The 26,331-nt window shown below is 73.4% G+C and carries 29 protein-coding genes and 1 tRNA gene; 21 read left to right on the top strand and 9 right to left on the bottom strand.

From position 1 onward, the window contains the following. Positions 1-9: 9 nt before the first annotated feature. A complete protein-coding gene (locus IG69_RS0104040; protein WP_030526898.1) occupies positions 10-438 on the top strand; it encodes a DUF2177 family protein in 429 nt (142 codons plus the stop codon). A 24-nt stretch (positions 439-462) separates the two neighbouring features. Here IG69_RS0104040 and IG69_RS0104035 read toward each other — a convergent pair whose 3' ends face one another. The 3 genes from IG69_RS0104035 to IG69_RS0104025 all read right to left on the bottom strand — a co-directional run bounded on the left by IG69_RS0104035 (position 463) and on the right by IG69_RS0104025 (position 3,622). Beyond that, on the bottom strand, positions 463-1,257 hold the full coding sequence (locus tag IG69_RS0104035; RefSeq protein ID WP_030526897.1) for a DUF1295 domain-containing protein: 795 nt from the start codon (positions 1,255-1,257) through the stop codon (positions 463-465). After that, a complete protein-coding gene (locus tag IG69_RS0104030) occupies positions 1,257-2,555 on the bottom strand; it encodes an SAM-dependent methyltransferase (RefSeq protein WP_030526896.1) in 1,299 nt (432 codons plus the stop codon). Before IG69_RS0104030 ends, IG69_RS0104035 begins: the two co-directional genes overlap by 1 nt. A 71-nt stretch (positions 2,556-2,626) precedes the next feature. After that, complete coding sequence (locus IG69_RS0104025) at positions 2,627-3,622, bottom strand: B12-binding domain-containing protein (protein WP_084696567.1); 996 nt, start codon at positions 3,620-3,622, stop codon at positions 2,627-2,629. A 101-nt stretch (positions 3,623-3,723) separates the two neighbouring features. Between IG69_RS0104025 and IG69_RS0104020 the strand changes: the two genes are divergently transcribed. The 10 genes from IG69_RS0104020 to IG69_RS0103970 all read left to right on the top strand — a co-directional run bounded on the left by IG69_RS0104020 (position 3,724) and on the right by IG69_RS0103970 (position 14,016). Continuing rightward, positions 3,724-5,004: an NAD(P)/FAD-dependent oxidoreductase gene (locus IG69_RS0104020; protein ID WP_051750208.1), complete on the top strand. Its 1,281-nt coding sequence runs from the start codon at positions 3,724-3,726 to the stop codon at positions 5,002-5,004. Between the two features lie 4 nt (positions 5,005-5,008). Beyond that, positions 5,009-5,764: a DUF1365 domain-containing protein gene (locus IG69_RS0104015; protein WP_030526893.1), complete on the top strand. Its 756-nt coding sequence runs from the start codon at positions 5,009-5,011 to the stop codon at positions 5,762-5,764. Next, positions 5,761-7,014 (top strand): SAM-dependent methyltransferase, encoded by a 1,254-nt coding sequence (locus IG69_RS0104010; protein WP_030526892.1) that lies wholly within the window; start codon positions 5,761-5,763, stop codon positions 7,012-7,014. Before IG69_RS0104015 ends, IG69_RS0104010 begins: the two co-directional genes overlap by 4 nt. Further along, positions 7,011-7,442, top strand: coding sequence for an SRPBCC family protein (locus IG69_RS0104005; protein WP_030526891.1), 432 nt, complete (start codon positions 7,011-7,013; stop codon positions 7,440-7,442). Before IG69_RS0104010 ends, IG69_RS0104005 begins: the two co-directional genes overlap by 4 nt. Continuing rightward, entirely contained in the window at positions 7,439-8,464 is a 1,026-nt protein-coding gene (locus IG69_RS0104000; RefSeq protein WP_030526890.1) for an NAD(P)H-binding protein, read from the top strand. Before IG69_RS0104005 ends, IG69_RS0104000 begins: the two co-directional genes overlap by 4 nt. A gap of 5 nt (positions 8,465-8,469) precedes the next feature. Further along, positions 8,470-9,204 (top strand): CPBP family intramembrane glutamic endopeptidase, encoded by a 735-nt coding sequence (locus IG69_RS0103995; RefSeq protein WP_030526889.1) that lies wholly within the window; start codon positions 8,470-8,472, stop codon positions 9,202-9,204. A gap of 13 nt (positions 9,205-9,217) precedes the next feature. Continuing rightward, positions 9,218-10,582, top strand: coding sequence for a cryptochrome/photolyase family protein (locus tag IG69_RS0103990; protein WP_030526888.1), 1,365 nt, complete (start codon positions 9,218-9,220; stop codon positions 10,580-10,582). A 257-nt stretch (positions 10,583-10,839) separates the two neighbouring features. After that, entirely contained in the window at positions 10,840-11,916 is a 1,077-nt protein-coding gene (locus IG69_RS0103985; RefSeq protein WP_030526887.1) for a TerC family protein, read from the top strand. 103 nt (positions 11,917-12,019) lie between these two features. Next, positions 12,020-12,853: a D-hexose-6-phosphate mutarotase gene (locus tag IG69_RS19930; protein WP_036829036.1), complete on the top strand. Its 834-nt coding sequence runs from the start codon at positions 12,020-12,022 to the stop codon at positions 12,851-12,853. Further along, positions 12,850-14,016: an AGE family epimerase/isomerase gene (locus tag IG69_RS0103970; protein WP_051750206.1), complete on the top strand. Its 1,167-nt coding sequence runs from the start codon at positions 12,850-12,852 to the stop codon at positions 14,014-14,016. The genes IG69_RS19930 and IG69_RS0103970 overlap by 4 nt, the downstream gene beginning before the upstream one ends. A 225-nt stretch (positions 14,017-14,241) precedes the next feature. Here IG69_RS0103970 and IG69_RS0103965 read toward each other — a convergent pair whose 3' ends face one another. Further along, positions 14,242-15,084 carry a transglutaminase-like domain-containing protein gene (locus IG69_RS0103965; RefSeq protein ID WP_084696565.1) on the bottom strand — a complete coding sequence of 281 codons (843 nt, stop codon included), beginning with the start codon at positions 15,082-15,084 and terminating at the stop codon, positions 14,242-14,244. Continuing rightward, on the bottom strand, positions 15,075-15,653 hold the full coding sequence (locus IG69_RS0103960) for a TMEM165/GDT1 family protein (RefSeq protein WP_030526883.1): 579 nt from the start codon (positions 15,651-15,653) through the stop codon (positions 15,075-15,077). Before IG69_RS0103960 ends, IG69_RS0103965 begins: the two co-directional genes overlap by 10 nt. A 305-nt stretch (positions 15,654-15,958) precedes the next feature. Here IG69_RS0103960 and IG69_RS0103955 point away from each other — a divergent pair, with 305 nt between their 5' ends. The 6 genes from IG69_RS0103955 to IG69_RS0103930 all read left to right on the top strand — a co-directional run bounded on the left by IG69_RS0103955 (position 15,959) and on the right by IG69_RS0103930 (position 20,670). Further along, entirely contained in the window at positions 15,959-16,132 is a 174-nt protein-coding gene (locus IG69_RS0103955; protein WP_226902022.1) for a hypothetical protein, read from the top strand. 129 nt (positions 16,133-16,261) lie between these two features. After that, on the top strand, positions 16,262-17,284 hold the full coding sequence (locus tag IG69_RS0103950; protein WP_030526881.1) for an NADP-dependent oxidoreductase: 1,023 nt from the start codon (positions 16,262-16,264) through the stop codon (positions 17,282-17,284). 168 nt (positions 17,285-17,452) lie between these two features. Then, positions 17,453-17,863, top strand: coding sequence for a TOBE domain-containing protein (locus IG69_RS0103945; protein ID WP_030526880.1), 411 nt, complete (start codon positions 17,453-17,455; stop codon positions 17,861-17,863). Positions 17,864-17,873: 10 nt separating this feature from the next. Continuing rightward, a complete protein-coding gene (gene modA, locus IG69_RS0103940) occupies positions 17,874-18,713 on the top strand; it encodes a molybdate ABC transporter substrate-binding protein (protein WP_084696564.1) in 840 nt (279 codons plus the stop codon). Between the two features lie 131 nt (positions 18,714-18,844). Then, positions 18,845-19,606 (top strand): ABC transporter permease, encoded by a 762-nt coding sequence (locus IG69_RS0103935; protein ID WP_425414796.1) that lies wholly within the window; start codon positions 18,845-18,847, stop codon positions 19,604-19,606. Next, positions 19,603-20,670, top strand: a complete 1,068-nt coding sequence (locus tag IG69_RS0103930; RefSeq protein WP_051750204.1) for an ABC transporter ATP-binding protein — start codon at positions 19,603-19,605, stop codon at positions 20,668-20,670. Before IG69_RS0103935 ends, IG69_RS0103930 begins: the two co-directional genes overlap by 4 nt. A 21-nt stretch (positions 20,671-20,691) precedes the next feature. Here the strand turns inward: IG69_RS0103930 and IG69_RS0103925 are convergent. Continuing rightward, positions 20,692-20,764: transfer RNA gene (locus tag IG69_RS0103925), tRNA-Lys, on the bottom strand. Between the two features lie 235 nt (positions 20,765-20,999). On the opposite strand from IG69_RS0103925, the gene IG69_RS0103920 reads away from it, so the two are divergent. Next, positions 21,000-21,566 (top strand): 2'-5' RNA ligase family protein, encoded by a 567-nt coding sequence (locus tag IG69_RS0103920; RefSeq protein WP_030526877.1) that lies wholly within the window; start codon positions 21,000-21,002, stop codon positions 21,564-21,566. Between the two features lie 40 nt (positions 21,567-21,606). On the opposite strand, the gene IG69_RS0103915 is transcribed toward IG69_RS0103920, so the two are convergent. Beyond that, on the bottom strand, positions 21,607-22,044 hold the full coding sequence (locus IG69_RS0103915; RefSeq protein WP_030526876.1) for a MarR family winged helix-turn-helix transcriptional regulator: 438 nt from the start codon (positions 22,042-22,044) through the stop codon (positions 21,607-21,609). 132 nt (positions 22,045-22,176) lie between these two features. On the opposite strand from IG69_RS0103915, the gene IG69_RS0103910 reads away from it, so the two are divergent. Together IG69_RS0103910 and IG69_RS0103905 are read left to right on the top strand one after the other, a co-directional pair. Further along, positions 22,177-23,364, top strand: a complete 1,188-nt coding sequence (locus IG69_RS0103910; protein ID WP_030526875.1) for an MFS transporter — start codon at positions 22,177-22,179, stop codon at positions 23,362-23,364. 45 nt (positions 23,365-23,409) lie between these two features. Continuing rightward, positions 23,410-23,709, top strand: a complete 300-nt coding sequence (locus tag IG69_RS0103905) for a hypothetical protein (protein WP_051750202.1) — start codon at positions 23,410-23,412, stop codon at positions 23,707-23,709. 3 nt (positions 23,710-23,712) lie between these two features. On the opposite strand, the gene IG69_RS0103900 is transcribed toward IG69_RS0103905, so the two are convergent. Then, positions 23,713-24,288 (bottom strand): NADPH-dependent F420 reductase, encoded by a 576-nt coding sequence (locus tag IG69_RS0103900; protein WP_030526873.1) that lies wholly within the window; start codon positions 24,286-24,288, stop codon positions 23,713-23,715. A gap of 92 nt (positions 24,289-24,380) precedes the next feature. On the opposite strand from IG69_RS0103900, the gene IG69_RS0103895 reads away from it, so the two are divergent. Further along, a complete protein-coding gene (locus IG69_RS0103895) occupies positions 24,381-24,929 on the top strand; it encodes a MarR family winged helix-turn-helix transcriptional regulator (protein WP_245616073.1) in 549 nt (182 codons plus the stop codon). A 32-nt stretch (positions 24,930-24,961) separates the two neighbouring features. On the opposite strand, the gene IG69_RS0103890 is transcribed toward IG69_RS0103895, so the two are convergent. Continuing rightward, positions 24,962-25,987: a LacI family DNA-binding transcriptional regulator gene (locus IG69_RS0103890; protein ID WP_030526871.1), complete on the bottom strand. Its 1,026-nt coding sequence runs from the start codon at positions 25,985-25,987 to the stop codon at positions 24,962-24,964. Between the last annotated feature and the right edge of the window lie 344 nt (positions 25,988-26,331).

The raw sequence follows: 26,331 nt of genomic DNA, 5'->3' as shown, positions 1-26,331 counted from the left end.
CTGGGGCGCATGACCGCCGAGGCCGCCACCCCGCCGACCCGCCTGCTGCTCACCGCTGCTGCCCTGAGCGCGCTCGTCTTCGCCGTGCTCGACGCCGTCTGGCTGACCACCGGCTCCGGCACGCTCTACGACGACCGGATCGGCCACCTGCTCGCCGAGAAGCCGAACATGGCCGCTGCGGTGGCGTTCTACGTCGTCTACCTGCTCGGGTTCGTCCACTTCGTCGTCCGGCCGGCGCTCGCGGCGGGCTCGGTGCGGCGGGGCGTGCGCGACGCGGCGGCGTTCGGCGTCGTCACCTACGCGACCTTCGACCTCACCTCGATGGCGGTGCTGCGCGACTTCCCGCTCGTCGTCGTCCTCGTCGACATCGCGTGGGGGACGGTGCTGTGCACCGTGACCGCCGCCGTCGCGCTGGGCGTCACCCTGCGCCGCCGCTGACGGGCGGCAGCAGGGCGACGGCGCTCACTTCTTCTTCGGGGGAAGCGGGAAGAACATGCTCGTGCGCTCCTGGTACTCCGGGTAGCCGGGGCGCTTGGCCATCTCGGACTCCAGCAGCCGGGCCCCGGTCGCGAACGCGAGGAAGTAGGTCATGACGACCGGCGAGAGCACGGTGAGCACCCCGGGCCACGCCTCGGCCGCGACGACCCACATGCCCCACCAGACGGCGGAGTCGCCGAAGTAGTTCGGGTGGCGGGTCCAGCCCCAGAGGCCGCGGTCCATGACCTTGCCCTTGTTGGCGGGGTCGGCCTTGAACGCCTTGAGCTGGGCGTCGCCGACCGACTCGAAGGTCACGCCGACGAGCCAGACGAGGACGCCGAGCGCCGCGACCCAGCCGAGGGCCGAGTCGGTGGCGGCCGCGACCTGCAGCGGCAGGGACACGAACCACGCCGCCGCGCCCTGGGTGCCGAACACCTTGACCAGGGCGGTGCGGAACCGCTTCTCCTCGGGGACGCCCGACAGCATCTTCGCGTAGCGCGGGTCCTCGCCCTGCCCGAGCGCACGCCCGCGAATGTGCCACGCCAGCCGGCCACCCCAGAGGGTGACGAGCACGGCGAGCAGCAGCGAGCGGCCCGAGTGCTGGCCGGCCAGGTACGCGACCCAGCCGATCGCGACGAAGACCAGGCCCCACGTGATGTCGACGACCGCGTACTTGCCGACCCGCTTCGACCACAGCGCCGTGGCGCCCATGGCCACGAGCGACGTGAGGGCGGACGCGACGAGGACGACGCCGAGCGTCCCTCCGGAGAAGCCGTCCATCAGCGCGCGGGGTCCGAGACGACGGCCGGGCCGCCGGTGCGGCGGAGGAGCAGCTGGTCGACGCCCATCCGGTTGTCGCGGAAGGCCTGCGCGCCACCGACGAGGTAGAGGCGCCAGACCCGCGCCCCCTCCTCGCCGAGGAGCTCGACGGCGCGGTCCCAGTTCTCCTCGAGGGTGCGGTGCCAGGCCTCGACCGTCCACACGTAATGCTCGCGCAGGGCGTGCACGCCGCGGACCTCGAAACCGGCGCCCTGGAGGAAGGTCAGGGTGTCGCCGACCGGTCGCATCGTCATGTCGGGGGCGATGAACTGCTCGATGAACGGGCCGCCGCCGGGGTGGTGGCCGCGGAAGCGCGACATCTGCTGGACGAGGACGTACCCGCCGGGCTTGACGTTGCGGTGCAGCACCTCGGCGTAGGTGTCGTAGTTCTTCTCGCCGACGTGCTCGCCCATCTCGAGCGACGCGACGGCGTCGTACGGGCCGTCGTGCACCTCGCGGTAGTCCTGCAGGCGGATCTGCACCCGGTCCTGGAGCCCGCGCTCGCGGATCCGCTCGTCGATGAACGCCTTCTGCTCGGCGGCGATCGTCACGCCGGTGACGTGCGCCCCGAAGTGCTCGGCCGCGTACAGCGACAGCGAGCCCCAGCCGCAGCCGACGTCGAGGAAGCGCATGCCCTCCTGGAGGCCGACCTTGCGGCAGACCAGGTCGAGCTTGGCGGCCTGGGCGTCCTCGAGGCGCATCTGCGGACCGTCGGCGTAGAAGGCGCACGAGTAGGCCATGTGCGGGTCGAGGAGGAACTCGTAGAACTCGTTCGAGAGGTCGTAGTGGTGGCTGATCGAGGCGCGGTCGCGGGCCAGCGAGTGCAGCCGCCCCTTGATGACCGCCTGCGTGGCCGGCGGGGCCGGCGGGCGGGCGAGGGCCCCGGCGTCACGGGCGAGCCGGACGAGGTCGGGGAGCATCCGCGCGACGCGGGCCGGGGTGAGCGGCGGGAGGCTGCGCGCGGCCACCGTCTCGCGGACGAGGTCGAGGGCGTCACCGATCTCGCCGTGCACCTCGATCTCGCCGGTGACGTAGGCCTGCGCGGCGCCGAGCTCGCCCGGGTGCCAGAGGAGGCGGGTCAGGGCCTGCGGCGAGCGCAGCTCGACGAGCATGGCGCCCTCGGGGCCGGCCTCGGAGCCGTCCCAGGCCCGCAGCCGCACGGGCAGGGGGCCGGCGAGGAGGGGGCGCAGGGCGGCCTCGATGCGGGGGGCGAGCCCCTGTGTCGAGGTGCTCGTCGTGCTCCGGTCGGTCAGCGTCACGGGGGCTCCTGGGGTGTGGGGGGTAGGGGAAGGCCGGGCGCTGGCTGCAGCGCCCGGCCCGTCGGGTGTGGTCACGACCGGGGTTCGGAGTCCGTCCGGGTCGCGGATGCCCCGTTGCCGGCGTCCTGCTCCTGGGCCTGTGCCCGGCGGCGCTCCCGCGCGGCGTTGGTCAGCTCGGTGACGTCGCCGACGAGGTCGGGGCCGAGGTGGTAGGCCTTGATCTCGTCGAGGACGCGCGGCGTCGTGCCGCGGCCGGCCAGCCAGACCGGGTGGCGCTCGGCGAGCCGGCGCAGGGCCGGTGCGTGCGCCCGGAAGCCCGAGGGGCGGCGGCTGGCGAGGACGACGGCGTCCGGCTGGGTGAGGTCGGCGGCCGACGCGAGCGACGCGATCGGGGTGTCCGGACCGAGGTAGCGGATGCGCCACCCGGCCCGGCCGAGCAGCACGCCGAAGCTGAGGAGGATGATGTCGTGGAACTCGCCCGGCGGGCACGCGAGCACGGCCACCGGGCCGGTGCCGATGCCCCAGGTGAGCGACAGGGCGCCGAGGCGCCGCCGCACGAGGCTGGAGGCGAAGTGCTCCTGGGCGATGCCGATGCGCCCGAGCTCCCACATCTCGCCCACCCGGACGAAGAACGGGACGAGCACGTCGACGATGGCGCTCTCCACGGAGCGGTCGAGGAACGCGGTGTCGAGGACGGCGTGCGCGCGGTCCTCGTCGAGCGCGGTGACCGCGTCGAGCAGCTGGGTGACGAGCAGCGGAGGGTCGGTGCGCATCGGGTCGACGGTGTGACCGTTGGTCGTCGGCTCGCCCTCGACGTCGTCGGTGGTGATGCCGGTCGCGGCGTTGCCGGCGCGCTCGGCGGCCAGCACCTGCCGGCATGCCTCCATGGCGCTGACGCCCTGCTCGCGCAGGGCCAGGACGTCGCGGACGCGGCGCTCGTCGTCGGCCCCGTAGAGCCGGTAGCCGCCGCTGCTGCGGACCGGGGTCAGCAGCCCGTAGCGGGACTCCCACGCACGCAGCACGTGGGTGCTGACCCCCACCTTGGTGGCCAGCTCTCCAATCCGCATCGATGGCGGAACCGAACGCCTCACGTCCTCCACGGTAGGCGCTCGGCAGAGATTTGACAAACCTTTGACGACATTCGATGAAAGGTTCTACGGTCGTGGCCATGCCCACCCACCCCGCGGCGAGCCCCGACGCTCGCCGGCGCATCGCCGTCGTCGGCGCCGGAGTCTCCGGTCTGACTGCGGCACACGTCCTCTCGTCCACCCACGACGTCACGCTCTACGAGGGTCAGGGCCGCCTCGGCGGCCACGCCCACACCCACACCGTCCCGACGGCGAGCGGCGACGTCCGGGTCGACAGCGGCTTCATCGTCCACAACGACCGCACCTACCCGCACCTGCGCCGCCTCTTCCGCGAGCTCGGCGTCGAGGCGCGCGACACCGAGATGTCGATGAGCATCCGGGACGCCTCGACCGGCCTCGAGTACGCGGGCGGCCGCGGGGTCAAGGGCTTCGTCGCCCGGCCCCGCCAGCTGCTCGACCGCGAGTACGTCGGGATGCTCCGCTCCGTCAAGCGCTTCCACGGCCTCGCCGCTCGCTTCCTCGACGAGACCGACGACGAGGACACGACGACCTACGGCGAGTTCATCCGCGAGCACGGCTTCCCCGAGTCCTTCACCCGGCTGTACGCCGTGCCGGTCGTCGCCTGCGTCTGGTCGAGCGGCGGCGGCGACGCCCTGGACTACCCGGCGCGCTACCTCTTCCGCTTCCTCCAGCACCACGGGATGCTCTCGGTCGGCGACTCCCCGCAGTGGATGACCGTCGTCGGCGGCTCCCGCACCTACGTCGACCTGCTGGCCGCCCGCCTGCCCGCGGTCCACGTCGGGGACCCCGTCACCTCCGTCGCCCGCACCCCCGAGGGTGTCGAGATCCGTACGGCGGGAGGGCGGCTCGACCGCCACGACCAGGTCGTCGTCGCGACTCACGCCGACGACGCCCTGCGGCTGCTCGCCGACGCGACGCCCGCCGAGAAGGAGGTCCTCGGGGCGTTCCGCTATTCCCGCAACGAGACCGTCCTGCACCGCGACGGCTCGCTGATGCCGCGCGCCCGGCTCGCGCGCTCGTCGTGGAACTACCTCGTCGGGGACCCGGCGCAGGGCGCCGTCGTCACGTACTGGATGAACAAGCTCATGGGCATCCCCGACAGCGAGCCGTTCTACGTCACGCTGAACGCCACCGAGCGCATCGACCCCGGTAGCGTCGTCGCCACCATGGAGTACACCCACCCCCTCTACGACGTGGCGTCCGTCCGGGCCCAGCGACGCCTGCCCGAGATCACCACGGACCGCACGGCGTTCGCCGGCGCCTACCAGGGCTGGGGCTTCCACGAGGACGGCTGCCGGTCGGGGGTGGAGGCGGCGCGCGCCTTCGGTGTCGAGTGGTGACCCGATGACCACCACCGCCGACCTGCCCGCCCTCCCCTCGATCGTCGTCGGGCAGGTGCACCACACGCGGCACCGCCCGGTGCGTCACTCGTTCACGCACAAGCACACGCAGTGGCTCGTCGACCTCGACGACATGCCGCGGGTCCCGTTGCCGCTCAGGCCTTTCGCCACGTTCCGCGCAGAGGACCACCTCGCCGGCAACCCGGGCATCCCGGCCCTCAAGGCCAACGTCCTGCGCGTCCTCGAGCGCCACGACGTGCCGACGTCGGCCCGCGACCGGGTCGTCATGCTGTCGCACGCCCGGGTGCTCGGGCACGTGTTCGACCCGATGTCCGCCTTCTGGGTGTTCGCCCCCGACGGTGCGCTGCGCGCGGTGCTCGTCGAGGTGCACAACACCTACGGCGGCCGGCACGCCTACGTCCTGCGCCCCGACGAGGGCGGCCGCGCCTCGATGGACAAGGACTTCTACGTCTCGCCGTTCAACGACGTCGAGGGCGAGTACGCCATCCGCCTCACCCTCACCCCCGGGACCGTCGGCGTGGCCATCCGGCTGCGCACCCGCGACGAACCCCTCGTCACCGCGACCGTCACCGGACGCCCCCGCGCGGCCACCACCGCGCAGGTCGCCCGCACGGCGCTGCGGTACCCGCTCATGCCCCAGCGGGTCACGGCGCTCATCCGCGTCCACGGCATCTGGCTGTGGCTGCGGAGGCTGCCCGTCCGACCCCGCCCCGAGAACTCACTGGAGACCGTCCGATGACCGCAGAGACCCCCCGCCTCGAGCTCGCCACCCCGGCGCTGCGCTTCCCCCACGTCCTGACCCGGGGCACGGTCGCCAAGGCCATCACCGAGGTCGCCGTCAAGCCGATGCCGGTCCGGATGCGCTACCCCGACGGCACCGTCGTCGGCGCCGGCGGGCCGGACTCGCCGGTGCTCGAGGTCGTCCGGCCGCGGGCGATGTTCCGCCGGCTGGAGGCGCACCCGAAGATCGGCCTCGGCGAGGCGTACATGGCCGGCGACTGGCGCGTCGCCGACGGCACCGACCTCGCGCGGGCGCTCGCCCCGTTCGCGGCCCGGATGGGTGAGCTCGTGCCCAAGCCGCTGCTGTCGCTGCGCGGACTCGTCGACCGGGCCATCCCGCGGGCGCAGCGCAACACGCTGGAGGGCTCGCGCAGCAACATCAGCGCGCACTACGACCTCTCGAACGACCTCTTCGCGGCCTTCCTCGACCCGTCGATGTCCTACAGCTCGGCGCTGTTCGACCCGACCCGTCCGGTCGCCGAGCAGGACCTCCTCGAGGCGCAGGTGCGCAAGGTCGAGGCAATCCTCGACGCCGCCGACGTCCGCGAGGGCTCCCGTGTCCTCGAGATCGGCACCGGCTGGGGCGAGCTGTCCATCCGGGCGGCCGCCCGCGGCGCCACCGTCACCTCGGTCACGCTCTCGGCGGAGCAGCGCGACCTCGCGCTGCAGCGCATCGCCGCCGCGGGGTACACCGACCGCGTCCGGGTGCTGCTCCAGGACTACCGCGAGACGACCGGCGAGTACGACGCGATCGTCAGCGTCGAGATGATCGAGGCCGTCGGGGAGGAGTACTGGGAGACCTACTTCCGCCAGATCGACGCGCTGCTCGCGCCGGGCGGCGTCGTCGCCGTGCAGGCCATCCTCATGGAGCACCACCGGCTGCTGGCGACCAAGGGCTCCTTCGGCTGGATCCAGAAGTACATCTTCCCGGGCGGCCTCATCCCCTCGCTCCAGGCGATCCGCGACGTGACGCGTGAGTCGACCACCCTGCGGGTAGAGAGGGTCCACGGCTTCGGCGCCGACTACGCCGAGACGCTGCGTCGCTGGCGCGAGAGCTTCAACGCGCAGTGGCCGGACATCCAGCGGTACGGGTTCGACGAGACGTTCCGCCGGATGTGGGAGTTCTACCTCGCGTACTGCGAGGCGGGCTTCGCCACCGGCTACCTCGACGTGGCCCAGATCCGTTTCTCACGAAGGGACACCGCATGAGCACCACGGTGGAGCGCACCATCACGACGACCGCACCCCCGTCCGACGTCCTGCCCTACCTGGCCGACTTCCGCAACGCGACCGAGTGGGACGCGGGCACCGTCTCGTGCGAGCGGGTCAGCGGCGACGGCGGCGTCGGCACCACGTACAAGAACGTCTCGAAGTTCGCCGGCAACACCGTCGAGCTCGAGTACACGACCGAGGAGCTCGGTGAGGACCACGTCGTCATCGTCGGGCGCAACGACGCCGCGACGAGCCACGACACCATCACCGTGCGGCCGCACGGCACCGGCTCCGAGGTCACGTACAAGGCGGAGTTCGACTTCAGCGGGATCGTGGCCCTCGTCGGCCCGCTCATGACGCCGCTGCTCGAGCGGCTGGGCGACAAGACGGCCGCCCAGCTCAAGGACGTGCTGGACCGCCGGTGAGCGACTCCCGCGGCGCCGGCCGCCGAGCCCTCGTCACGGGCGTCACCGGCTACATCGGCTCCCGGCTCGTGCCGGCCCTCCTCGACGAGGGCTGGACGGTCCGGGTGCTGACGCGCGACGCCACCAAGCTCGACCGGCGCCTGTGGCGCGAGCGGGCCGAGGTCGTCGAGGGGGATGCGACCTCGCGCGCCACCCTCGCCGAGGCGCTCGCCGACGTCGACGTCGCCTACTACCTCCTGCACTCGATGGACGGCGCGGGCAACTTCGTCGAGCGCGACCGCGAGATGGCCCGCGCCTTCGGCCTCGCCGCCTACGAGGCCGAGGTCGGCCGCCTGGTCTACCTCTCCGGGCTGCACCCCGACGACGGCCCGCTCAGCGACCACCTCGCCTCCCGCGTCGAGGTCGGCGACCTCCTCATGGCCAGCGGCGTGCCGACCGCGGTGCTGCAGGCGGCGATCATCCTCGGGTCCGGCTCGGCGTCGTTCGAGATGCTGCGACACCTCACCTCGCGGCTGCCGGTCATGGTCGCCCCCAAGTGGCTCGACAACCGGATCCAGCCGATCGCCGTGCGCGACGTCCTGCACTACCTCGTCGGCGCGGCCGACCTGCCGCCGGACGTCAACCGCACGTTCGACATCGGCGGCCCGGAGGTGCTGACCTACCGCGAGATGATCACCCGCTTCGCGAGGCTGGGGGGCATGCTGCCGCGCACCGTCCTCACCGTGCCGGTGCTGACGCCGCGCCTGGCCAGCCAGTGGGTCGGGTTCGTCACCCCGGTGCCGACGGGGGTCGCCAAGCCGCTCGTCGAGAGCCTGCTCCACGAGGTCGTCTGCGAGGAGCACGACGTCGACGACCTCGTCGGCCCGCCCCCGCAGGGCGCGCTCGGCTTCGACCGCGCCGTCACCGACGCCATCGCCGGCGACGACGCGGACCCGCGTCCCGAGCCCGGCACCGTCGACCCCGCCCGGGTCACCGCGGCCGACCCCTCGTGGGCCGGGGGTGGCAGCGGGTCGTCGGGCTGAGTCCGATGGCCACGTCCGTCCGGCCGGTCGCCGAGCTGCGCGCGTTCGTCCGCGCCGCGCTCGTCGACCCCGTCCCGCGCGACCACACCGAGACCGACCGGGCCTTCCGTCGGCGCCGGGTCGTCGCGGTCGTCACCCTGCTCGTCGGGGCCGGCATCCTCGCGTACGCGCTGCGGATCGAGCCCGGCGACCCGACCTTCTACCTCGCGACCCTCGCGCTGGCGCTCGTCTGGGCGGTCGGGGCGTTCGTCTCGGGGCCGCTGCACCTCGGCCGCGCCCACTCGCGTGCGGGGCGCACCGACAGCCGCCCGGTCGTGCAGTCGCTGGCGCTCGGCGCGCTGCTGCTCGGGGTCTTCCTGCTCGGCTCGGTCGTCGTCGCGCAGATCCCCTTCCTCCGTGACCCCGTGCAGCAGCTGCTCGACCACGCCCGGTACGGCTCGCTCTGGGTCGTCGCGGTGATCACGGTCGTCAACGGGGTCGCCGAAGAGCTGTACTTCCGCGGTGCCCTCTACGCGGGCGTCGGCCGCAAGCACGCCGTCGCGGTGACGACCGTCGTCTACGCCCTCGTGACCGCCACCTCGGCCATCCCGCTGCTCGTCTTCGCCGCGGCGGTCGTCGGCGTCGTCGTCGGGCTGCAGCGACGGGTGACCGGCGGCATCCTCGGCCCGATCGTCACCCACCTCACCTGGTCCCTCGGGATGCTCTTCCTCCTGCCCCCCGTCCTCGACCGCCTCTCCTGAGGAGCGACCCGCGATGACCTCCGTCCTCTGGCTCCGCCGCGACCTGCGCCGCCGGGACCACCCGGCGCTCCTCGCGGCCCGTGACGCGGCGGGGGACGGCGACCTCGTCGTCGCCTTCGTCGTGGACCCGCGGTTCTGGGACCGCGGGGGGCCGGTGCGCCGCGCCTGGCTCGCGGCAACGCTGCGCGACCTCGACGAGACGCTCGACGGCTCGCTCACCCTCCTCCACGGCGACCCGCGGCAGGTCGTGCCCGCCCTCGCGGAGCGCGTGGGAGCCTCCAGCGTCCACGTCTCGCGCGAGACCACCCCCGGCGGGCTGCGGCGCGACGAGGCCGTCCGTGACGCGCTCGGCGAGGGCGTCGAGTGGGTCGAGACCGGCACCCCGTACGCCGTCGGGCCGGGCCTGGTGACCAACGGCTCCGGCGACCCCTACAAGGTCTTCACCCCGTTCTCCAAGGCGTGGCGCTCGCACGGATGGCCCGAGCCCGCGCCGACCCCGCGCGCCCTGCCGCTGCGGCACGCCCGCAACGACGCCGACGCGACCGCGGCGCTCGACGCCGCCCTCTCCGCCTCCGACCTGCCCGACCTGCCGCCGGTGGGCGAGGAGGCCGCGCTGCGCCGCTTCCGGGCTTTCCGCGACGACGCCCTCACCGACTACGACGACGACCGCGACCGCCCGGCCCTCGACGCCACGTCGCGGATGTCGCCCTACCTCAAGCTCGGGGTCGTGCACCCGCGCACCCTGCTCGCCGAGCTGGCCGACCGCAGCGGCACCGGGGTCGAGACCTACCGCGACGAGCTCGCCTGGCGCGAGTTCTACGCCGACGTGCTCTTCCACAACCCACGCAGCGCGTGGTCCGACCTGCGACCGGCCCTGAAGGGCATGCGCTACGACGAGCCCGAGGACGCCGTCGAGGCGTGGCGTCGTGGCGAGACCGGCTACCCCGTCGTCGACGCCGGGATGCGGCAGCTGCTCGCCGAGGGCTGGATGCACAACCGCGTCCGGATGATCACCGCGAGCTTCCTCACCAAGGACCTCCACGTGTGGTGGCCGGTCGGGGCGCGGCACTTCCTCGACCACCTCTGCGACGGCGACCTCGCCTCCAACAACCACGGCTGGCAGTGGGTGGCCGGCACCGGCACCGACGCCTCGCCGTACTTCCGGGTCTTCAACCCGGTCACGCAGGGCGAGAAGTTCGACCCGACCGGCGACTACGTCCGGCGCTGGGTGCCGGAGCTGCGGCACCTGTCGGGCAAGGCCGCGCACCAGCCGTGGAACCACGACGACGGCTACGCCCACGGCTACCCGGAGCGCATCGTCGACCACGCCGAGGAGCGCCAGGAGGCCCTCGACCGGTACGCCGCCGTCCGCGGCTGAGGTCGGCCACCGACCGGGTCCCGACCGTCGGTCCCGGGTCCTGCCCGGGGCCGGCGGGGGCGTCGAAGGTTGGGCGGTTTTCCGCACACGGACTTGGGGAAAAGATCGGCCCGCCGGTAGCCTTGCTCGCGACGAGGGGAGTACTTCCCAAGTCCGTCACCGGTCAGTACGAGCATCCCATGGTGCTCCCGGGGCGGCGCCACACCCCGGTGTGGTGAAGGAGACCTCGGGACAACGATCGTGCCCCGAGGAGCGTCATGCCATCCCTCCACACCCTCGTCGCGGCGGCCGAGCCCGCCGCCGCCACCGAGCAGTCCGTCGGCACCCCCCTGCTGTGGGGCGTCACCATCGCGGCCGTCCTCGGTCTCTTCGCCCTCGACTTCGTGCTGACGCGCAAGCCGCACGAGGTGTCGATGAAGGAGGCCGTCGGCTGGTCGAGCTTCTACATCGCCCTGCCCCTGGCCTTCGGTGTCTTCATCTGGTCGCAGTACGGCGGTGACCGCGGCCTGGAGTACTACACCGGCTACCTCGTCGAGAAGTCGCTCTCGGTCGACAACCTCTTCGTCTTCATGCTGCTGCTCGCGGCCTTCGCGGTGCCGGACGAGCTCAAGCAGCGCGTGCTGCTCATCGGCGTCGCCGGCGCCCTCATCCTGCGCGGCATCTTCATCGCCGTCGGGGCGCAGCTCATCTCGATGTTCGCGTGGACCTTCCTCCTGTTCGGCGTCATCCTCCTGATCACCGCCGTCAAGGTGCTCAAGGACGCGATGTCCGACGAGGAGGAGGCCGTCGACATCGGCTCGCTGCGCACCGTCAAGCTGCTCCGCCGGTTCTTCCCGGTCGTCGAGGACTACCGCGGCCCGCACCTGACGGTCAAGGAGAAGGGCAAGCGCGCCCTCACCCCGCTCGGCCTCGTCGCCGTCGCGATCCTCGGCACCGACATCGTCTTCGCCGTCGACTCGGTCCCGGCCGTCTTCGGCATCACCGGCGACGCCTACCTCGTCTTCGCGACCAACGCGTTCGCCCTGCTCGGCCTGCGCGCCCTCTACTTCGTCCTCGAGGGCCTGCTCGGCGCGCTGCGCCACCTCGGCTTCGGCCTCGCGGCCATCCTCGCCTTCATCGGCGTCAAGCTCGTCCTGCACTGGGCGCACGGCGTCTGGCCCGGCACCCCGGAGGTCCCGACCCTCGCCTCGCTCGGCGTCATCGTCGGCATCCTCGCGCTCGTCACGACGACGAGCATCATCGCCAACAAGCGCGACGAGGCGAACGGCGTCGACCGGGGCGACGACGACCCGGACGCCACCCGGCGCCCGGAGCTCGAGGCCGAGCGCTCCTGACCCCCACGCACGACACCGGACGGCCCGGCGGGACCCCTCCCGCCGGGCCGTCCCGTGTGGACGCGACGTGCACGAGCGCGGCACGCCTCACTACGGTGGGCCGGTGACCGACGACGCCCCCACCTCGCACCCGGTCTCGGGGGCGGACTGCGCCGGCGAGGTGCTCGACGAGGGGGCGCTCGTCCTGCGCTGGCACCCCGTCGGCTCCGAGCCGGTCCTCTTCTCCCACCCGACGCTGCCGGTGCGCTCCGGCACGCCGCCGCACGCCGGGATCCCGGTGTGCTGGCCCTGGTTCGGCGCGGGGCGCCACGGCGACAAGGCGCCCTCGCACGGATGGGTGCGCTCGACGCGCTGGCACCTCCTCGAGGAGGTCGCCGACGCCCGTGGCGGCACGGTGCGGATGGGCCTGTCGTCGCGGGACTCCGGCAGCCTCCAGTGGCCGCACCCCTACCGGCTCGAGCTCGTCGCCCGGATGGGTCGCGAGCTCGAGGTCTCGCTCTCGACGACCAACCCCGGGCGCGAGCCCGTCGTCGTCGAGGAGGCCCTGCACGCCTACCTCGCGGTGGGTGACGTGCGGCAGGTGAGCATCGGCGGCCTCGACGGTGCACGCTTCCACGACAAGGTGACCGGGCGCGACGAGACCCAGCGGGGCGACCTCGTCCTCGACGGCGAGACCGACCGCGTCTACCGCTCGGACGCGGCCGTCACCGTCACCGACCCCGTGCTCGGCCGCCGGCTGCGTGTCGAGACCGAGGGCGCCGCCGACCGCGTCGTCTGGAACCCCGGCCCGGACAAGGGCCCCGGCATCCCCGACATCGGCGACGAGTGGCCGCGCTTCGTCTGCGTCGAGGCCGCCAACGCGCTCGCCGACGTGGTGACCGTCGGCCCCGGAGAGACCCACACCCTGACCTACCGCCTGTCCGTGGAGGACCTGTGACCAGCTGGCTCGACGACCCGACCCACCGCGAGTGGCTCGGCCGGGGACTGTCCGACGTCCTCGGCTTCGCCCTGCGCTCGATCCGGCCCGAGGGCGGCTTCCACCACCTCGACGCCGACGGCACCCCCCTGCCGGACCACCCGCCGATGCTGTTCCTCACGGCGCGCATGGCCTACTCCGCGTCCGCCGGTGTGCGGCACGGCGTCCCGGGCTCGGGGGAGCTGCTCGACCACGCGATGGCCTCTCTCACCGGGCTGCACGCCGACGCCCGGCACGGCGGCTGGCTGACCCAGCCGGGGACCGAGACGCGCAAGGCGACGTACGACCACGTGCACGTCGGGCTCGCCGCCTCCGCGGCCCTCGGGGTCGGGCACCCGGGAGCGCGGGCGCTGCTCGACCAGGTGGTCGAGGTCGTCGACACCCACCTGTGGGACGAGGGTTCGCGGTCGCTGCGGGAGTCCTTCGCCGCCGACTGGAGCGACTCCGAGGACTACCGCGGCGCCAACGCCAACATGCACGGGCTCGAGGCCTTCCTCGCGATGGGCCACGCCACCGGCGACGCCGTCTGGCACGAGCGCGGTCTGGACATCGCCGACCGGCTGATCAACCGGGCCGCCCGCGAGAACGGCTGGCTGCTGCCGGAGCACTTCTCGGCCGACTGGCAGGTGCTGCCCGAGTACAACCGGGACGAGCCGAACCACCCCTTCCGCCCGTACGGCGCGACCTTCGGCCACTCGCTCGAGTGGGCGCGCTTCCTCCTCCAGCTGGACGCCTCGCCGCTCGTCGGGTCGCCGGACTGGCTCGTCGAGTCGGCGGACGCTCTGGCGCGCCGGGCGCTCGACGGCGGCTGGGCCCTCGACGGTCGCCCGGGCCTGGTCTACACGGTCGACTGGGAGGGCGCTCCCGTCGCGGACGTGCGCCTGCACTGGCCGGTGTGCGAGGGCATCCAGCTCTCGGCGTCGATGGTCCGGCTGACCGGCGACCCGCACTGGGAGGGCTGGTACCGCCGGCTGTGGGACCACGCGGCGCGCTTCTGGGTCGACGAGCGTGGCACCTGGCGCAACGAGCTGGACCACGAGATGCGCGAGGCCGGCACCATCTGGCCCGGGCGCCCCGACGTCTACCACTGCGGCGGCGCCCTCTCCGGCCCCCTCGAGGCCTGAACCCCGCGCCCCACACGCCCCACGCGTCCCTCGCGTCACCACATTTCGGGGTCACCCCGAAATGTCCGCGAGACCCCGGCTCGGAGCCGGGGTCTCGCGGACGAACCGGGGTCTCGACGCCGCCGGGACCGGAGTGTCGCTGATGGCGCGTCCGGTGGCGTGAGAACCGGGGTGATGACCCCAGGTCCTGCGCCACGGATGGGACCACGCGCCGGCGGAGCGGGCTCAGCCGAGCACGACCACAGCGTCCGGGTCCTCGACCGGCAGGTCCGGGTCCGCGGTCGCGGTGACGTCCATCGCGAACGGACCGGTCTCGGCGCCGAGCGTCGTCATGAGGGCGACGTCCGCCGCGTCCCGCCCGGTGCCGGTGCGCACCATCGACGCACGGGGCGCGAGCCGGGTCGCGTCGAGCAGGCGCCACTCGTCGCCGACCGCCGCCTCGACGACGGCGTGCGCGTCCATCGGGTCGAGGCCGGGGGCGTAGACCGAGACGTAGCGGGCCGGGACCTCGAGGGCCCGCAGCAGCGTGACCGTCAGGTGCGCGTAGTCGCGGCAGACGCCCTGCCCGGTGTGCAGCGGGACGAGGGCGTCGTCGCCCGCGTCGGTGGAGCCGGGGGTGTAGGTGGTGCGGTCGTGGACCCACGCGGCGACCCGGCGAGCGAGGTCCCACGGGTCGTCGACACCGGCGAACTCGGATGCCGCCCAGCCCTGCACGCGGTCGCTGGGGCAGTAGCGGCTCGGCAGGACGTAGGTGAACCGGTCGGCGTCGGTGACCGGCGCCGGGTCGAGCAGGTCGCGACGGACGGTCGCGCGGTAGCGCACCGACAGCTCGCCCCGCGGGGCGTCGACCACGTGCAGGCGGGTGTGGTGGTGCAGCCCGAGCTCGCGGACGTCGAGCGGGTGCCCGTCGGGGCCGGTGACCGCCAGCGACTCGTCGCGGTCGAGGTGCCCGGCGACGGTGAGGCAGAACGCGACCTCGCCGGCCGTGACGACCTCGGTGCGCAGGTCGAGCGCCACCGAGGTCGTCGGGCCGGCAGGCGTACCGCCCGCGGCGGCGCTCAGAGCCATCCGGCGCCCTGGGCGATGAGGAGCAGGCCGAAGACGAGGAACGCGGCGGCCGCGCCGTACTTGATGACCTTCTCCGGCAGCTTGCGGCCGAGGACCGCGCCGACGCCGATGGCCAGCGCGTCGGCGGCGACCATCCCGACGGTGCTGCCGATCCAGGTACCGAACCAGCCCTCCTGCGTCGCGAGCGTGATGGTGGCGAGCATCGTCTTGTCGCCGAGCTCGGCGAGGAAGAACGCGACACCGACGGCGAGGAGCGCCGCCCCGGTGCTGCGGCGGGCCTTGTCGGCCTCGTCCTCGGTCAGCTCGTCGCCGCGCAGGGTCCACGCGGCGAAGACGAGGAAGGCGACGCCGGCGACGATCGAGATCGTCCCCTGGTACTGCTCGAAGGCGGTCCCGACGGCGGCGCCGATGCCGACGGAGACGAGGTGGACGATGGCGGTGGCGGCGGTGATGCCGATGAGGACGTCGCGGACGCGGTAGCGCGTCGCGAAGGTCATCGCCATGAGCTGGCTCTTGTCGCCGAGCTCGGCGACGAAGATGACGGCAGTGCTGAGCAGGAACGCGTACATGTGGTGGGGGCTCTTCCTCGTGCCGGACGAGGAGTGCCGCGGGACGGACCTCTCGGCCGGCACGCGTGACTGGACGGGCGTGCTTCTGGCCGAAAGTCTCGTCCGCCACCGAAGGTGGCCCGCCGTACCGGACCCGGGGGTCAGTGTGTCGACACGGCGATTGGGGACTACTCCCTTTCGCCACCAACCGTAGCGGCCCACGACGTGGAGACGGAAATCGCCGGCGGTGCGCATCCCGTAGGTTGGACGGGTCGAGGCACGAGCACGCGGGCGGCACCGTCCGCGCACGAGGAGAGGTGGCCGCCGTGGCGGGCTCCGAGGGACTGTCGCTGGGCTACCGGTTCGGGTGGCGGGTCCGGTACCTCCTGACCAGCGTGTTCGGGCCGGCGCAGCTCGGCACCGAGGACGACCCCCAGGCGAAGCTGCGCCGCGAACGGGCCCGGCGGGTCGAGGAGGCGCGGCGCTCGCGCGAGGGCTGACGGATCCGTCGGCGCACGGGCGCCGGCGCGGCGACCTCCGGCGGGTGAACGAGGTCACGGCATAGACCCCGGCCCTGGTGGCGTTGGAACCACTCGGTCCACGTCCCCGACACCCCTGGAGGTCCACCCATGACCGACACCACCGGCTCCTCGACCACCGCACGCGAGTGGCGCCTGGCGTCCCGCCCGACCGGCTGGCCGACGCCCGAGAACTTCGAGCTCGCCGAGAGCGACGTCCCCGCGCCGGCCGAGGGCCAGCTGCGCGTGCGCAACGTCGTCCTCTCCGTCGACCCGTACATGCGCGGGCGGATGAGCGCCGCCAAGTCCTACGCCGCCCCCTACGCGGTCGGCGAGGCGATGAACGGCGGCGCCGTCGGCGTCGTCGAGGAGTCGCGCGCGGACGGGTTCGCGGTCGGTGACCACGTCCTCCACGGCCTGGGCTGGCGCGAGGTCGCCGTCCTCGACGCCAAGGACGCGCGCGTCGTCGACACCGCTGCCGCACCGGCGTCCGCCTACCTCGGCATCCTCGGGATGACCGGCCTCACCGCCTACGCCGGCCTCAAGCGTGTCGCCGCCCTCACGGAGGGCGACGTCGTCTTCGTCTCCGGGGCCGCCGGAGCCGTCGGTGGTGCGGTCGGCCAGATCGCCAAGGCGATGGGTGCCTCGCGCGTCATCGGCTCGGCCGGCTCGCCCGAGAAGGTCCGCCACCTGACCGAGGACCTCGGCTTCGACGCGGCGTTCTCCTACCGCGACGGCCGCGTCGCGGACCACCTGCGCGAGCTCGCGCCGGACGGCATCGACGTCTACTTCGACAACGTGGGCGGCGAGCACCTCGAGGCCGCCATCGGCTCGCTCAACCTCGGCGGCCGCATCGCCGTCTGCGGGATGATCTCGGTCTACAACGACACCGAGCCGGCCCCGGGCCCGCGCAACCTCGCGCGCCTCATCCAGACCCGCGGCCGCATCGAGGGCTTCCTCGTCGGCGACCACTACGACCTCGCGGGCGAGTACTTCTCGACCGCCGCCGGGTGGCTGGCCGACGGCACGCTGTCGCAGCGCGAGACCTCGGTCGAGGGCTTCGAGAACGCCGTCGACGCCTTCCTCGGCGTCCTGCGCGGCGAGAACACCGGGAAGATGGTCGTCACGCTCTGACCTCCGCCTCCCCACGACACGGCCGCGGGCCGGGGCGCCTCCGCGCACCACCGGTCCGCGGCCGTCGGCGTCCCGAGGCCGGCTCAGGCGCGGACGACGGCCCAACGAGAAGTGGCAGGTTCGCGCCGATCCGTGGATTCTGGCCGCATCTGCGGTTAGGGTCCTTGCATGCACCTCTTCCGGATGCGCGAAGCGGCCGACCTCCTGGGGATCAGCGACGACACGCTGCGTCGCTGGGCCGACGCCGGGCGGCTCGAGACCGTCACCGATGCCGCGGGGCGGCGGGCCGTCGAGGGCCCCGTCCTCGCCCGCTTCGCCGAGGAGCTCGCGGCCGAGGGTGCGCACCTCGACGTGGGAGAGGTCGCGGCGGCCTCGGTCCGCAACCGCTTCACCGGGCTGGTGACGCGGGTGCTCAAGGACGGCGTGATGGCGCAGGTCGAGATCCAGTCCGGGCCGCACCGCTTCGTCTCGCTCCTCAGCCGGGAGGCCGCCGACGAGCTCGGCCTCGAGCCGGGGGTGCTCGCCGTGGCCGCGATGAAGGCCACCAACGTGTCCGTCGAGATCCCGAGCAGCCGGTGAGCGTCGTCCGATGACCACCACCCGTCGTCTACGAGGAGCCACCGTGCGCCGTGCCGTCACCACCTGCGTCGTCCTCGTCGCGGGGCTCGGCCTCGCGGGGTGCGGGTCGGGCTCGTCGAGCCCCGCCGCGTCCACCACCGCGGGCGGCGGGTCGTCCGCGTCGGCGAGCAGCCAGGTGGCGGGTGACATCACCGTGCTCGCCGCGGCGTCGCTCACCGAGTCCTTCACGACGATCGCGAAGCAGTTCGAGGCCGCGCACCCCGGGACGACGGTGACGCTCAGCTTCGGTGCGAGCTCGGCGCTCGCGACCCAGGTCACCTCGGGTGCGCCCGCCGACGTGTTCGCGTCGGCGAGCGCGAAGAACATGGACGCGGTGGTGTCGGCCGGCGCCGCCACCGACCCGAAGACGTTCGCGCAGAACGTGATGGAGATCGCCGTCCCGCCGTCGAACCCCGGCGGGGTGACGGGGGTCGAGTCTCTGGCCGGCTCGGGCGTGAAGACGGCGCTGTGCCAGGAGCAGGTGCCGTGCGGTGCCACCGCGGCCAAGGTCTTCGCCAACGCGGGCGTCACGGTGAAGCCGGTGACCCTCGAGCCCGACGTGAAGTCGGTGCTCAGCAAGGTCACGCTCGGCGAGGTGGATGCCGGGGTCGTGTACGTCACCGACGTCCGTGCCGCCGGCGACAAGGTCGAGGGCATCCCGATCCCGGCCGACGTCAACGCCTCCACGAGCTACCCGATCGCCGCGCTCGACGACGCCCCGAACGCCGCGACCGCGAAGGCGTTCGTCGACTACGTGCTCTCGGCGGAGGGGGCGAAGGTCCTCACGGCGGCCGGCTTCGAGCAGCCGTGAGCTCGCGCGGCGACGGGACACGTCCCGGCCGACCCGGTTCAACCACAACCCGTCCGGTGACCCTCGACGCCCGTGAGCGGCAGCGTCGCGCGAGCACGGGCGGGGCGTCCCGCCGGCCGCCGGCACCCTTGCTGGTGCCGGCGTTGGTCGGGGTCGCCTTCCTCGTCGTCCCCCTGCTCGGGCTGCTCGTGCGGGCCCCCTGGGGCGACGCCTGGCGCATCCTGCGGGAGTCGCAGGCGTCCGAGGCGCTGAGGCTCTCGCTGTGGACCTCGAGCGTCGCGACCGTCATCGCCCTCGTCGTCGGGGTGCCGCTCGCCTGGCTGCTCGCGCGCAGCAGCTTCCCGGGGCTGCGGCTCGTGCGGGCACTCGTCACGCTGCCGCTGGTGCTGCCTCCGGTCGTGGGTGGCGTGGCCCTGCTGCTCGCGTTCGGGCGCAACGGTTTTCTCGGTCGCTGGCTCGACGAGTGGTTCGGCCTGACGATCCCGTTCAGCCCGGTGGCGGTGGTCATGGCCGAGACGTTCGTCGCGATGCCGTTCCTCGTCGTCACCGTCGAGGGGGCGCTGCGGGCGGCGAACCAGGGCTACGAGCAGGCCGCGGCCACGCTCGGGGCCGGCCGGATGACCGTCTTCCGGCGGGTCACGCTGCCGATGGTGGCGCCGTCGCTCGCGGCCGGCGCGGTGCTCTGCTGGGCGCGGGCGCTGGGCGAGTTCGGGGCGACCATCACCTTCGCCGGCAGCTTCCCGGGGCGCACGCAGACGATGCCGATCGCCGTCTACTACGCCCTCGAGACCGACCCGGACGCCGCCATCCTCCTCAGCCTCGTCCTGCTGCTCGTGTCGGTCGCCATCCTCGTCGCGCTGCGCGACCGCTGGCTGCGCGGAGGCACGGTGTGAGCAGCCGTGGGCTGGACGCGCGGGTCGAGGTGCGCCGGGGCGGCTTCGTCCTCGACGCCGCGGTGCGCGCGGCGCCGGGGGAGGTGCTGGCCGTCCTCGGGCCCAACGGGTCCGGCAAGTCGACGCTGCTCGGCGCCGTCGCGGGGCTCGTGCCGCTGGCGGGTGGGAGCATCCGGCTCGACGACGTCGTGCTCGACGACGCGAGCACGGGGGCCTTCGTCGAGGCGGCGCACCGCCCGGTCGGCTTCGTCTTCCAGGACTACCGCCTCTTCCCGCACCTCTCGGTGCTCGACAACGTGGCGTTCTCGCCGCGGGTCCGCGGGCGCTCGCGGGCCGAGGCCCGGGCCGTCGCCGCGGGGTGGCTCGAGCGTCTCGGGCTCGCCGACCTCTCGCGTCGGCGGCCCCACCTGCTGTCGGGCGGGCAGGCGCAGCGCGTGGCGCTGGGGCGCGCGCTGGCCGGCTCGCCCGACCTCCTCCTCCTCGACGAGCCGCTGTCCGCCCTCGACGCCCGGACCCGGCTCGACGTGCAGGCCGAGCTGCGCACGCACCTCGCCGAGTTCGGCGGCCCGAGCCTGCTCGTCACCCACGACCCGCTCGAGGCGCTCGTGCTCGCCGACCGGCTCGTCGTCCTCGAGGGCGGTCGCGTCGTCCAGGAGGGCAGCCCCGCGGAGGTCGCGCGGCGTCCGGCGACGGAGTACGTCGCGCGCCTCGTCGGGCTCAACCTCTACGCCGGGACGGCGGATGCCGACGGGGTCGCGCTGGAGGGTGGGGGGCGGTTCGTCGTCCCCGACCACGGCGAGCGCGGCGAGGTGCTCGTGGCCCTGCGGCCCTCCGCCGTGACGGTCAGCGCGCAGCCACCGGGCCCCTCGAGCGCGCGCAACACGTGGGCGGCGACCATCTCGGGGCTGACCCTGCTCACCGACCGCGTGCGGCTGGACCTCGACGGCGAGCCGTCGTGCCTCGTCGACATCACGCCCGCGGCCGTGGCCGACCTCGGGCTGTCGGCCGGGCAGCGGGTCTGGCTGTCCGCCAAGGCCGTCGACCTCGAGGTCTACGCCCGCTGACGTGTGATCAGTCGGCGGGAGTGGGCCCCGTGGGATTCGAACCCACAACCTACGGATTAAAAGTCCGCAGCTCTGACCGTTGAGCTAGAGGCCCGAGGGTGGGGGACGTCGTCGTGGAGCCCACCGACGACATCCGGTGGCCCGGATGTCCCGTCCACCCGCGTGACCGAGGGTAGCGTCACCTCCGGTCGTCCCCGGAGGGACCGGACCGGTGGGGCCGTCCACGGGCCCTTTGCCCGGCTCGCGTCGGACGGTGACGGCCCGAGCCTCCCGGAACGCGGGGGCCGACAGTGCCACGATGTCGTGGACCCGACGAGCGAGGAGGTGCCATGCAGGTGTCCGTGGCGGTGCGTCCGCCCGAACACATCCGCGACGCGGTGACCGGCATCGCCGCGCGCGTCCCCGGTGCCCGGCAGCAGCTCGAGCTCACGCACTCGGGAGCGTTCCGGCTGAGGATGATCGGCCTCGGCAACCTCACCGTCCCCGACGCCCGACGGCTGCACGAGGCCCTCTACTGGCCGGTGACGCGGTTCGGCCTCGTGGCGAAGGTCCGGCTCTCGGGCGTCTGGGCGCTCGAGGACGAGACCGACCCGAGCATCGCGATGAAGCTCGAGGGCGACCTCGACACGCTGGCGGAGATCGCGCGCCGGCTGCCCCCGCTCGTCGCGGACCACGCCTTCTACGTCGACCGCCGGATCTTCGTGCCCCGACTCACGGTGGCGCGCGTGACCCCCGAGACCACGGTGCCCGTCCTCGAGCACCTGGTCGAGGCGCTCGAACGGTACGAGAGCCAGGAGTGGGAGATCTCGGCGGTGCAGATCCTCAGCCGCGTCAACCGCGACTACGGCCACTCCTTCGAGGTCTTCGAGGACCTCCCCACCGTCGTCCCGTCCTAGCGGTCGATCCGGCCGGCAGCGGCCCGCCCGGTCGGTCGCCTCAGGCGAGGCCGGCGGCCCCGACGAGGTCGGCGAGCTCCGGTGTCGCACGGGCCTGCTCGACCGCTCCGTGCAGGGCGTCGTCCGCGGTCGGCCGGGCCTGCTCGAGCAGCTCGCGGCCGGCGGGTGTGAGCTCGGTGTAGATGCCGCGGCGGTCGTCGGCGCAGAGGATGCGGGTGAGCAGCCCGCGGTCCTCGAGCCGGTTGACGAGCCGGGTGGCGGCGCTGGGGGAGAGGGCGGCCGCGCGGCCGAGCTGCGTCATCCGCAGGTGCCAGCCGTCCTGGCGCGAGAGCGTGTCGAGGACGGTGTACTCGACGACCGAGAGCCCGTGCTCGTCGGAGAGCGAGCGCTCGAGGGTCGACTCGATGAGCCCGTGCAGGGCGGCGAGCCGGCGCCACCCCTGGGCGCGCACCTCCACGGCGCTGTCGCTGATCCCCATCGGTCCTCCTCGTGGTCGGGCGTCCTGCCATCCTATCGCGTTTGCAATATCCCGCGTGTGCAACTACCGTCGTCCGAGTTAGTTGCGAACGCGGGATATCGCCGCGTGCACCCATCCCGAGAAGGACCTGTCATGCCCCTCGCACTCCTCGCCCTGGCCGCCGGCGGCTTCGGCATCGGACTCACCGAGTTCGTCATCGCCGGCCTGCTGCCGGAGGTCGCCGCGGACTTCGCCGTCTCCGAGGCCGCCGCCGGATGGCTCATCTCCGGCTACGCGCTCTCCGTCGCGGTCGGCGGCGTGTTCCTCACGATGGCCACCGCCCGGATGCGCCCGAAGCGCGTCCTGCTCGGCCTCATGGTGCTGTTCGTCGTCGGCAACCTCGTCTCCGCTCTGGCGCCCACCTACGCGCTCCTCATGACCGGACGCGTCGTCGCGGCCCTCTGCCACGGAGCCTTCTTCGGCATCGGCGCGGTCGTCGCCGCCGGGCTCGTCGCACCGGACCGCAAGGCCGGCGCCGTCGCCACGATGTTCGCCGGGCTCACCGTCGCCAACGTCCTCGGCGTCCCCTTCGGCACCTTCCTCGGGCAGGCGTACGGGTGGCGCTCCACCTTCTGGGCGATCACGGCCATCGGCGTGCTCGCCCTCGTCGCCATCGCGGCGCTCGTGCCCGCGGCGGGTGCGGAGGACCGGCAGCCGACGAGCCTGCGCACCGAGGTCCGGGCGTTCGCGAGCGGCCAGGTCTGGCTCTCGCTCGCGGTGACCGTCCTCGGCTTCGGCGGGATGTTCGGCGCCTTCACCTACATCGCCTACACGCTGACCGGCGTCTCCGGCTTCGCCGCGAGCTGGGTGCCGTGGCTGCTCGTGCTCTTCGGGGTCGGGCTCTTCGTGGGCAACCTCGCCGGCGGCCGCGCCGCCGACCGCGACGTCGACCGCACGCTCGTCGTCGTGCTCGCGGGCCTCACGGCCGTCATGGTCGCCTTCGCCCTGCTCGCGTCCTCGCCGGTCGCGACGGTGGTCCTGCTCGTCCTCATGGGCGGGTTCGGCTTCGCGACGGTGCCCGGGCTGCAGATGCGCATCATGCGCTTCGCCGGCCAGGCCCCGACCCTCGCGTCGGGTGCGAACATCGCCGCCTTCAACGTCGGCAACGCGCTCGGCGCCTGGGTCGGCGGGATGGCGATCGCCGCCGGGCTCGGCTACACCTCGCCCATCTGGGCGGGCGCCGGCATCACCGTGCTCGGCCTCCTCGTCCTCCTCCCGGCGGCGCGACGGGTGCGCCGGACGGCCGAGGTGGTCGAGCCCGCCGAGCCCGCCCTGGTCTGACCGGCGAGGGGTGACGGCGGCGGCCGCCGCGCCTACCGTGGGCGGATGGCCTTCCTCCGTCTGGCGTTCTTCCCCGGCGCCACCACCGAGCACTGGGCCGCGGTCGTCGAGGCGGTCGGCGAGGTCCCACCGCCCCCCGGACGGCGGGCCTTCGCCGCCGGGCCGGCGGAGGGCGGCTGGCAGGTCGTGCAGCTCTGGGACACCGAGGCCGGTCTCGAAAGGTTCAACGCCGAGGTCTTCGGACCCGCCCTCGCGCGGCTGGGTGGCGGAGGGTTCCCGGCGCCGCCGGTCGTGCGCGACGTGCACACGACCGCGGCGTGGGTCGACGGCGAACCGGTGACCTGAGGGTCAGGCCTCGAGGGCGAAGCCGCCCGTCCAGGGGGTCTTCTCGCCGACGGCGAGGGTCAGCTGCAGGAAGCCGAGCGCCTCGAGCTCGCGCGCCCGGCGCAGGCTGCCGGCGTCGACGGCACGCAGGCCGGCGGAGGTCACGACCTCCGACAGCGTCGCCTTGGCGTTCGCGTCGTCACCCGCGACGAGGACCGCGGTGGGCCGAGCGCCGACCGTCCCGGAGGTGAGGGTGGCGACGAAGTTCGTGTTGAACGCCTTGACCACGTGCGCGTCGGGCAGTGCGGCGGCGAGCTCGGCCGCCGCGGAGGAGTCGGCCGGTACGACGAGCGTGTCGAAGGTCTCGAAGTCGAGGGGGTTGGTGATGTCGACGACGACCTTGCCGGCGAGTTCGGCAGCGCGGGCGCCCACGATCTCTTGCAGCGCCGGATAGGGCACGGCGAGGACGACGACGTCACCCGTGACGGCCTGGTCGGCGTCGGCGCGGCCGAGCACCTGCACCGTGTGACCGCCCTTCTCGGCGAGGGCGGCGATGGCCGAGCCCATGGACCCGGCCCCGATGATGCTCACTGCGGTCATGACGTGTCTCCCTGGGATGATTTGGTTGTTCCGACAACTAACGTAGCAGCGAATAGTTGTACCGACAACCACTGCCGCGGCAGACTGTCCCCGTGCCTGCCGACGACCCCTCGACCCCGGTGTCCTCCCGCGAGCCCCGCGAGCCGCGCTGGCTCTCCACCGCCGAGCGGGCCGCGTGGATCCGGGTGGTCTCGGTCCTCGAGCTCCTGCCCGGAGCCCTCGACTCCCAGCTGCGGCGCGACGCCGGGCTCACCTTCTTCGAGTACTACCTCCTCGCCCGGCTCTCGGAGGCGCCGAACCGCGTGCTGCGGATGAGTGCTCTCGCGCACGGCACCAACTCGACCTTGCCCCGCCTCTCGCACGTCGTGCGCCGGCTGGAGGACCGGGGCCTCGTCGAACGGCTGCCCTGTCCTGGCGACGGTCGCGCGACGAACGCCCACCTCACGGATGCAGGCTGGGACGCCGTGGTCGCCGCCGCGCCCGAGCACGTCGGGGAGGTGCGCAGCCGCGTCTTCGACGGCCTCGAGCCGGGTCAGGTCGCGCAGCTCACCGCCATCTGCGATGCCGTGCTGACCACGCTCGACACAGAAGGGCGCACGAAGGCTTTCGACGGGCTCGGGGCCGACGGCCCCACCGGCTGACGAGAGGCCGGGCGACCTCAGGCCCGTGCTGCTCAGGAAGCGGTACCGGGCGCGTGGAGGACCAACCGCGGGGGCACCAGCCGATGTCGGCCGAGGCGGCGGCGACCGTGGATCGAGTCGATGAGCAGGTCCACGCTCTCGCGGCCGATCTCGTTCGCGCGCAAGGCGATGCACGGGAGGGGCGGTCTGGTGGACGCGTACGCCGGGTTGTCGGTGATGCAGACGACGCGCAGGTCGTGGGGCACCTGCAGGCCGGTGCGGTCGGCGACGTCCAGGACGTGGTGGCCGGAGTCCTCGTACACGCCCACGACGCCGTCCGGCCGATCGTCCCCGGCGAGGAGCGCGGCCGCCGCCGCCGTCTCCGATCCGCGGTAGTCGGGCAGGGGCGCGAACGGGGCGATGCGCACGGCCACCCCGGTGCGTGCGGTCCAGGCCTCGCACCCGGCCAGCAGCTGGGTCGGGAAGGCGTCGTCGTGCTGGGGGAGGAGGAGGGCCGGCCGCCGGGATCCGTTCTCCCACAGGTGGTCCAGCGCCATGATCATGGCGCCGGGGGTGTCGCTGTCGACCCACAGCTCGTCGCGTGCCGTCGGCCCGGGGTGGCCCGCGCTGACCATCGGGATGCCGCGCCGCAGCAGGATCTCGCGCACCGGGTCGTCGGCGCGGGGCTCGCTGTGCACGACGCCATCGAGCGGGGTCGACATCCAGGCCCACGAGGTGAGCGAGCTCGGCAGGACGAGGAGGAGGTAGCCGCGGCGCAGGGCCTCCGCCATCGCGCCGAGGACGAGCTCGCGGTAGTAGGAGATCTCCAGGTAGTCGACCGGGTGGTCGCCGTAGAGCGTGAGGGTCAACCCGACGACCCCGGTGCCGCCCCGCTCGCCGGCCCGCGCCGACGTCCACGGGCTGTAGCCCAGCTCGCGGACGGCGTCGAGGACTCGCGCGCGGGTCGGTGTGGCCATCCGGCCCGTGCCGTTCATGACGTTCGAGACGGTGGCAGGGGAGACACCGGCCAGCGCCGCGACCTCGCGGACGGTCGGCCGGGAGCGGTAGCGAGAGGTCATGGGCGCCCCCCTTGTGGTGAACACGTTCATCATCGAGCGTCTCGCCCGGGACGTCCACGGCCGCCCGGCCACCGGACGCGCAGGGCGGTGTGACCACCGGCCCACGAGCACGCAGGAGGCGTCATGACGGTCGACCTGACTCGACGAGGACTCATCACCGGCGCAGGAGCGCTGGCGGTCGGAGCGGACTCCTCTCCGAGACGATCATCGCCTCAGCTCAGGTGTCCGGAAAAGCGGGTCAGGCTCCGGGAACACCGCAGATGATCACGAGGGCCACTGGTTCATCCGGGATGTGAGAAGGGGACGGTGGACCGTGAGACCTCGACGACCGCATGGTCGTCGAG

This window comes from Phycicoccus jejuensis, assembly GCF_000720925.1.
GTDB lineage: Bacteria > Actinomycetota > Actinomycetes > Actinomycetales > Dermatophilaceae > Phycicoccus > Phycicoccus jejuensis.
The sequence above is the reverse complement of the archived record's forward strand: the minus strand, read 5'-3'. Positions and strand labels throughout refer to the sequence as shown.

Bases quoted from the DNA above. Each gene is read 5' to 3' on its own strand.
- IG69_RS0104040 (WP_030526898.1), top strand. From the start codon at position 10: ATGACCGCCGAGGCCGCCACCCCGCCGACCCGCCTGCTGCTCACCGCT.
- IG69_RS0104035 (WP_030526897.1), bottom strand. From the start codon at position 1,257: ATGGACGGCTTCTCCGGAGGGACGCTCGGCGTCGTCCTCGTCGCGTCC.
- IG69_RS0104025 (WP_084696567.1), bottom strand. From the start codon at position 3,622: ATGCGGATTGGAGAGCTGGCCACCAAGGTGGGGGTCAGCACCCACGTG.
- IG69_RS0104020 (WP_051750208.1), top strand. From the start codon at position 3,724: ATGCCCACCCACCCCGCGGCGAGCCCCGACGCTCGCCGGCGCATCGCC.
- IG69_RS0104015 (WP_030526893.1), top strand. From the start codon at position 5,009: ATGACCACCACCGCCGACCTGCCCGCCCTCCCCTCGATCGTCGTCGGG.
- IG69_RS0104010 (WP_030526892.1), top strand. From the start codon at position 5,761: ATGACCGCAGAGACCCCCCGCCTCGAGCTCGCCACCCCGGCGCTGCGC.
- IG69_RS0104005 (WP_030526891.1), top strand. From the start codon at position 7,011: ATGAGCACCACGGTGGAGCGCACCATCACGACGACCGCACCCCCGTCC.
- IG69_RS0103995 (WP_030526889.1), top strand. From the start codon at position 8,470: ATGGCCACGTCCGTCCGGCCGGTCGCCGAGCTGCGCGCGTTCGTCCGC.
- IG69_RS0103990 (WP_030526888.1), top strand. From the start codon at position 9,218: ATGACCTCCGTCCTCTGGCTCCGCCGCGACCTGCGCCGCCGGGACCAC.
- IG69_RS0103985 (WP_030526887.1), top strand. From the start codon at position 10,840: ATGCCATCCCTCCACACCCTCGTCGCGGCGGCCGAGCCCGCCGCCGCC.
- IG69_RS0103965 (WP_084696565.1), bottom strand. From the start codon at position 15,084: ATGGCTCTGAGCGCCGCCGCGGGCGGTACGCCTGCCGGCCCGACGACC.
- IG69_RS0103960 (WP_030526883.1), bottom strand. From the start codon at position 15,653: ATGTACGCGTTCCTGCTCAGCACTGCCGTCATCTTCGTCGCCGAGCTC.
- IG69_RS0103950 (WP_030526881.1), top strand. From the start codon at position 16,262: ATGACCGACACCACCGGCTCCTCGACCACCGCACGCGAGTGGCGCCTG.
- IG69_RS0103945 (WP_030526880.1), top strand. From the start codon at position 17,453: ATGCACCTCTTCCGGATGCGCGAAGCGGCCGACCTCCTGGGGATCAGC.
- modA (WP_084696564.1), top strand. From the start codon at position 17,874: ATGACCACCACCCGTCGTCTACGAGGAGCCACCGTGCGCCGTGCCGTC.
- IG69_RS0103920 (WP_030526877.1), top strand. From the start codon at position 21,000: ATGCAGGTGTCCGTGGCGGTGCGTCCGCCCGAACACATCCGCGACGCG.
- IG69_RS0103915 (WP_030526876.1), bottom strand. From the start codon at position 22,044: ATGGGGATCAGCGACAGCGCCGTGGAGGTGCGCGCCCAGGGGTGGCGC.
- IG69_RS0103910 (WP_030526875.1), top strand. From the start codon at position 22,177: ATGCCCCTCGCACTCCTCGCCCTGGCCGCCGGCGGCTTCGGCATCGGA.
- IG69_RS0103905 (WP_051750202.1), top strand. From the start codon at position 23,410: ATGGCCTTCCTCCGTCTGGCGTTCTTCCCCGGCGCCACCACCGAGCAC.
- IG69_RS0103900 (WP_030526873.1), bottom strand. From the start codon at position 24,288: ATGACCGCAGTGAGCATCATCGGGGCCGGGTCCATGGGCTCGGCCATC.
- IG69_RS0103890 (WP_030526871.1), bottom strand. From the start codon at position 25,987: ATGACCTCTCGCTACCGCTCCCGGCCGACCGTCCGCGAGGTCGCGGCG.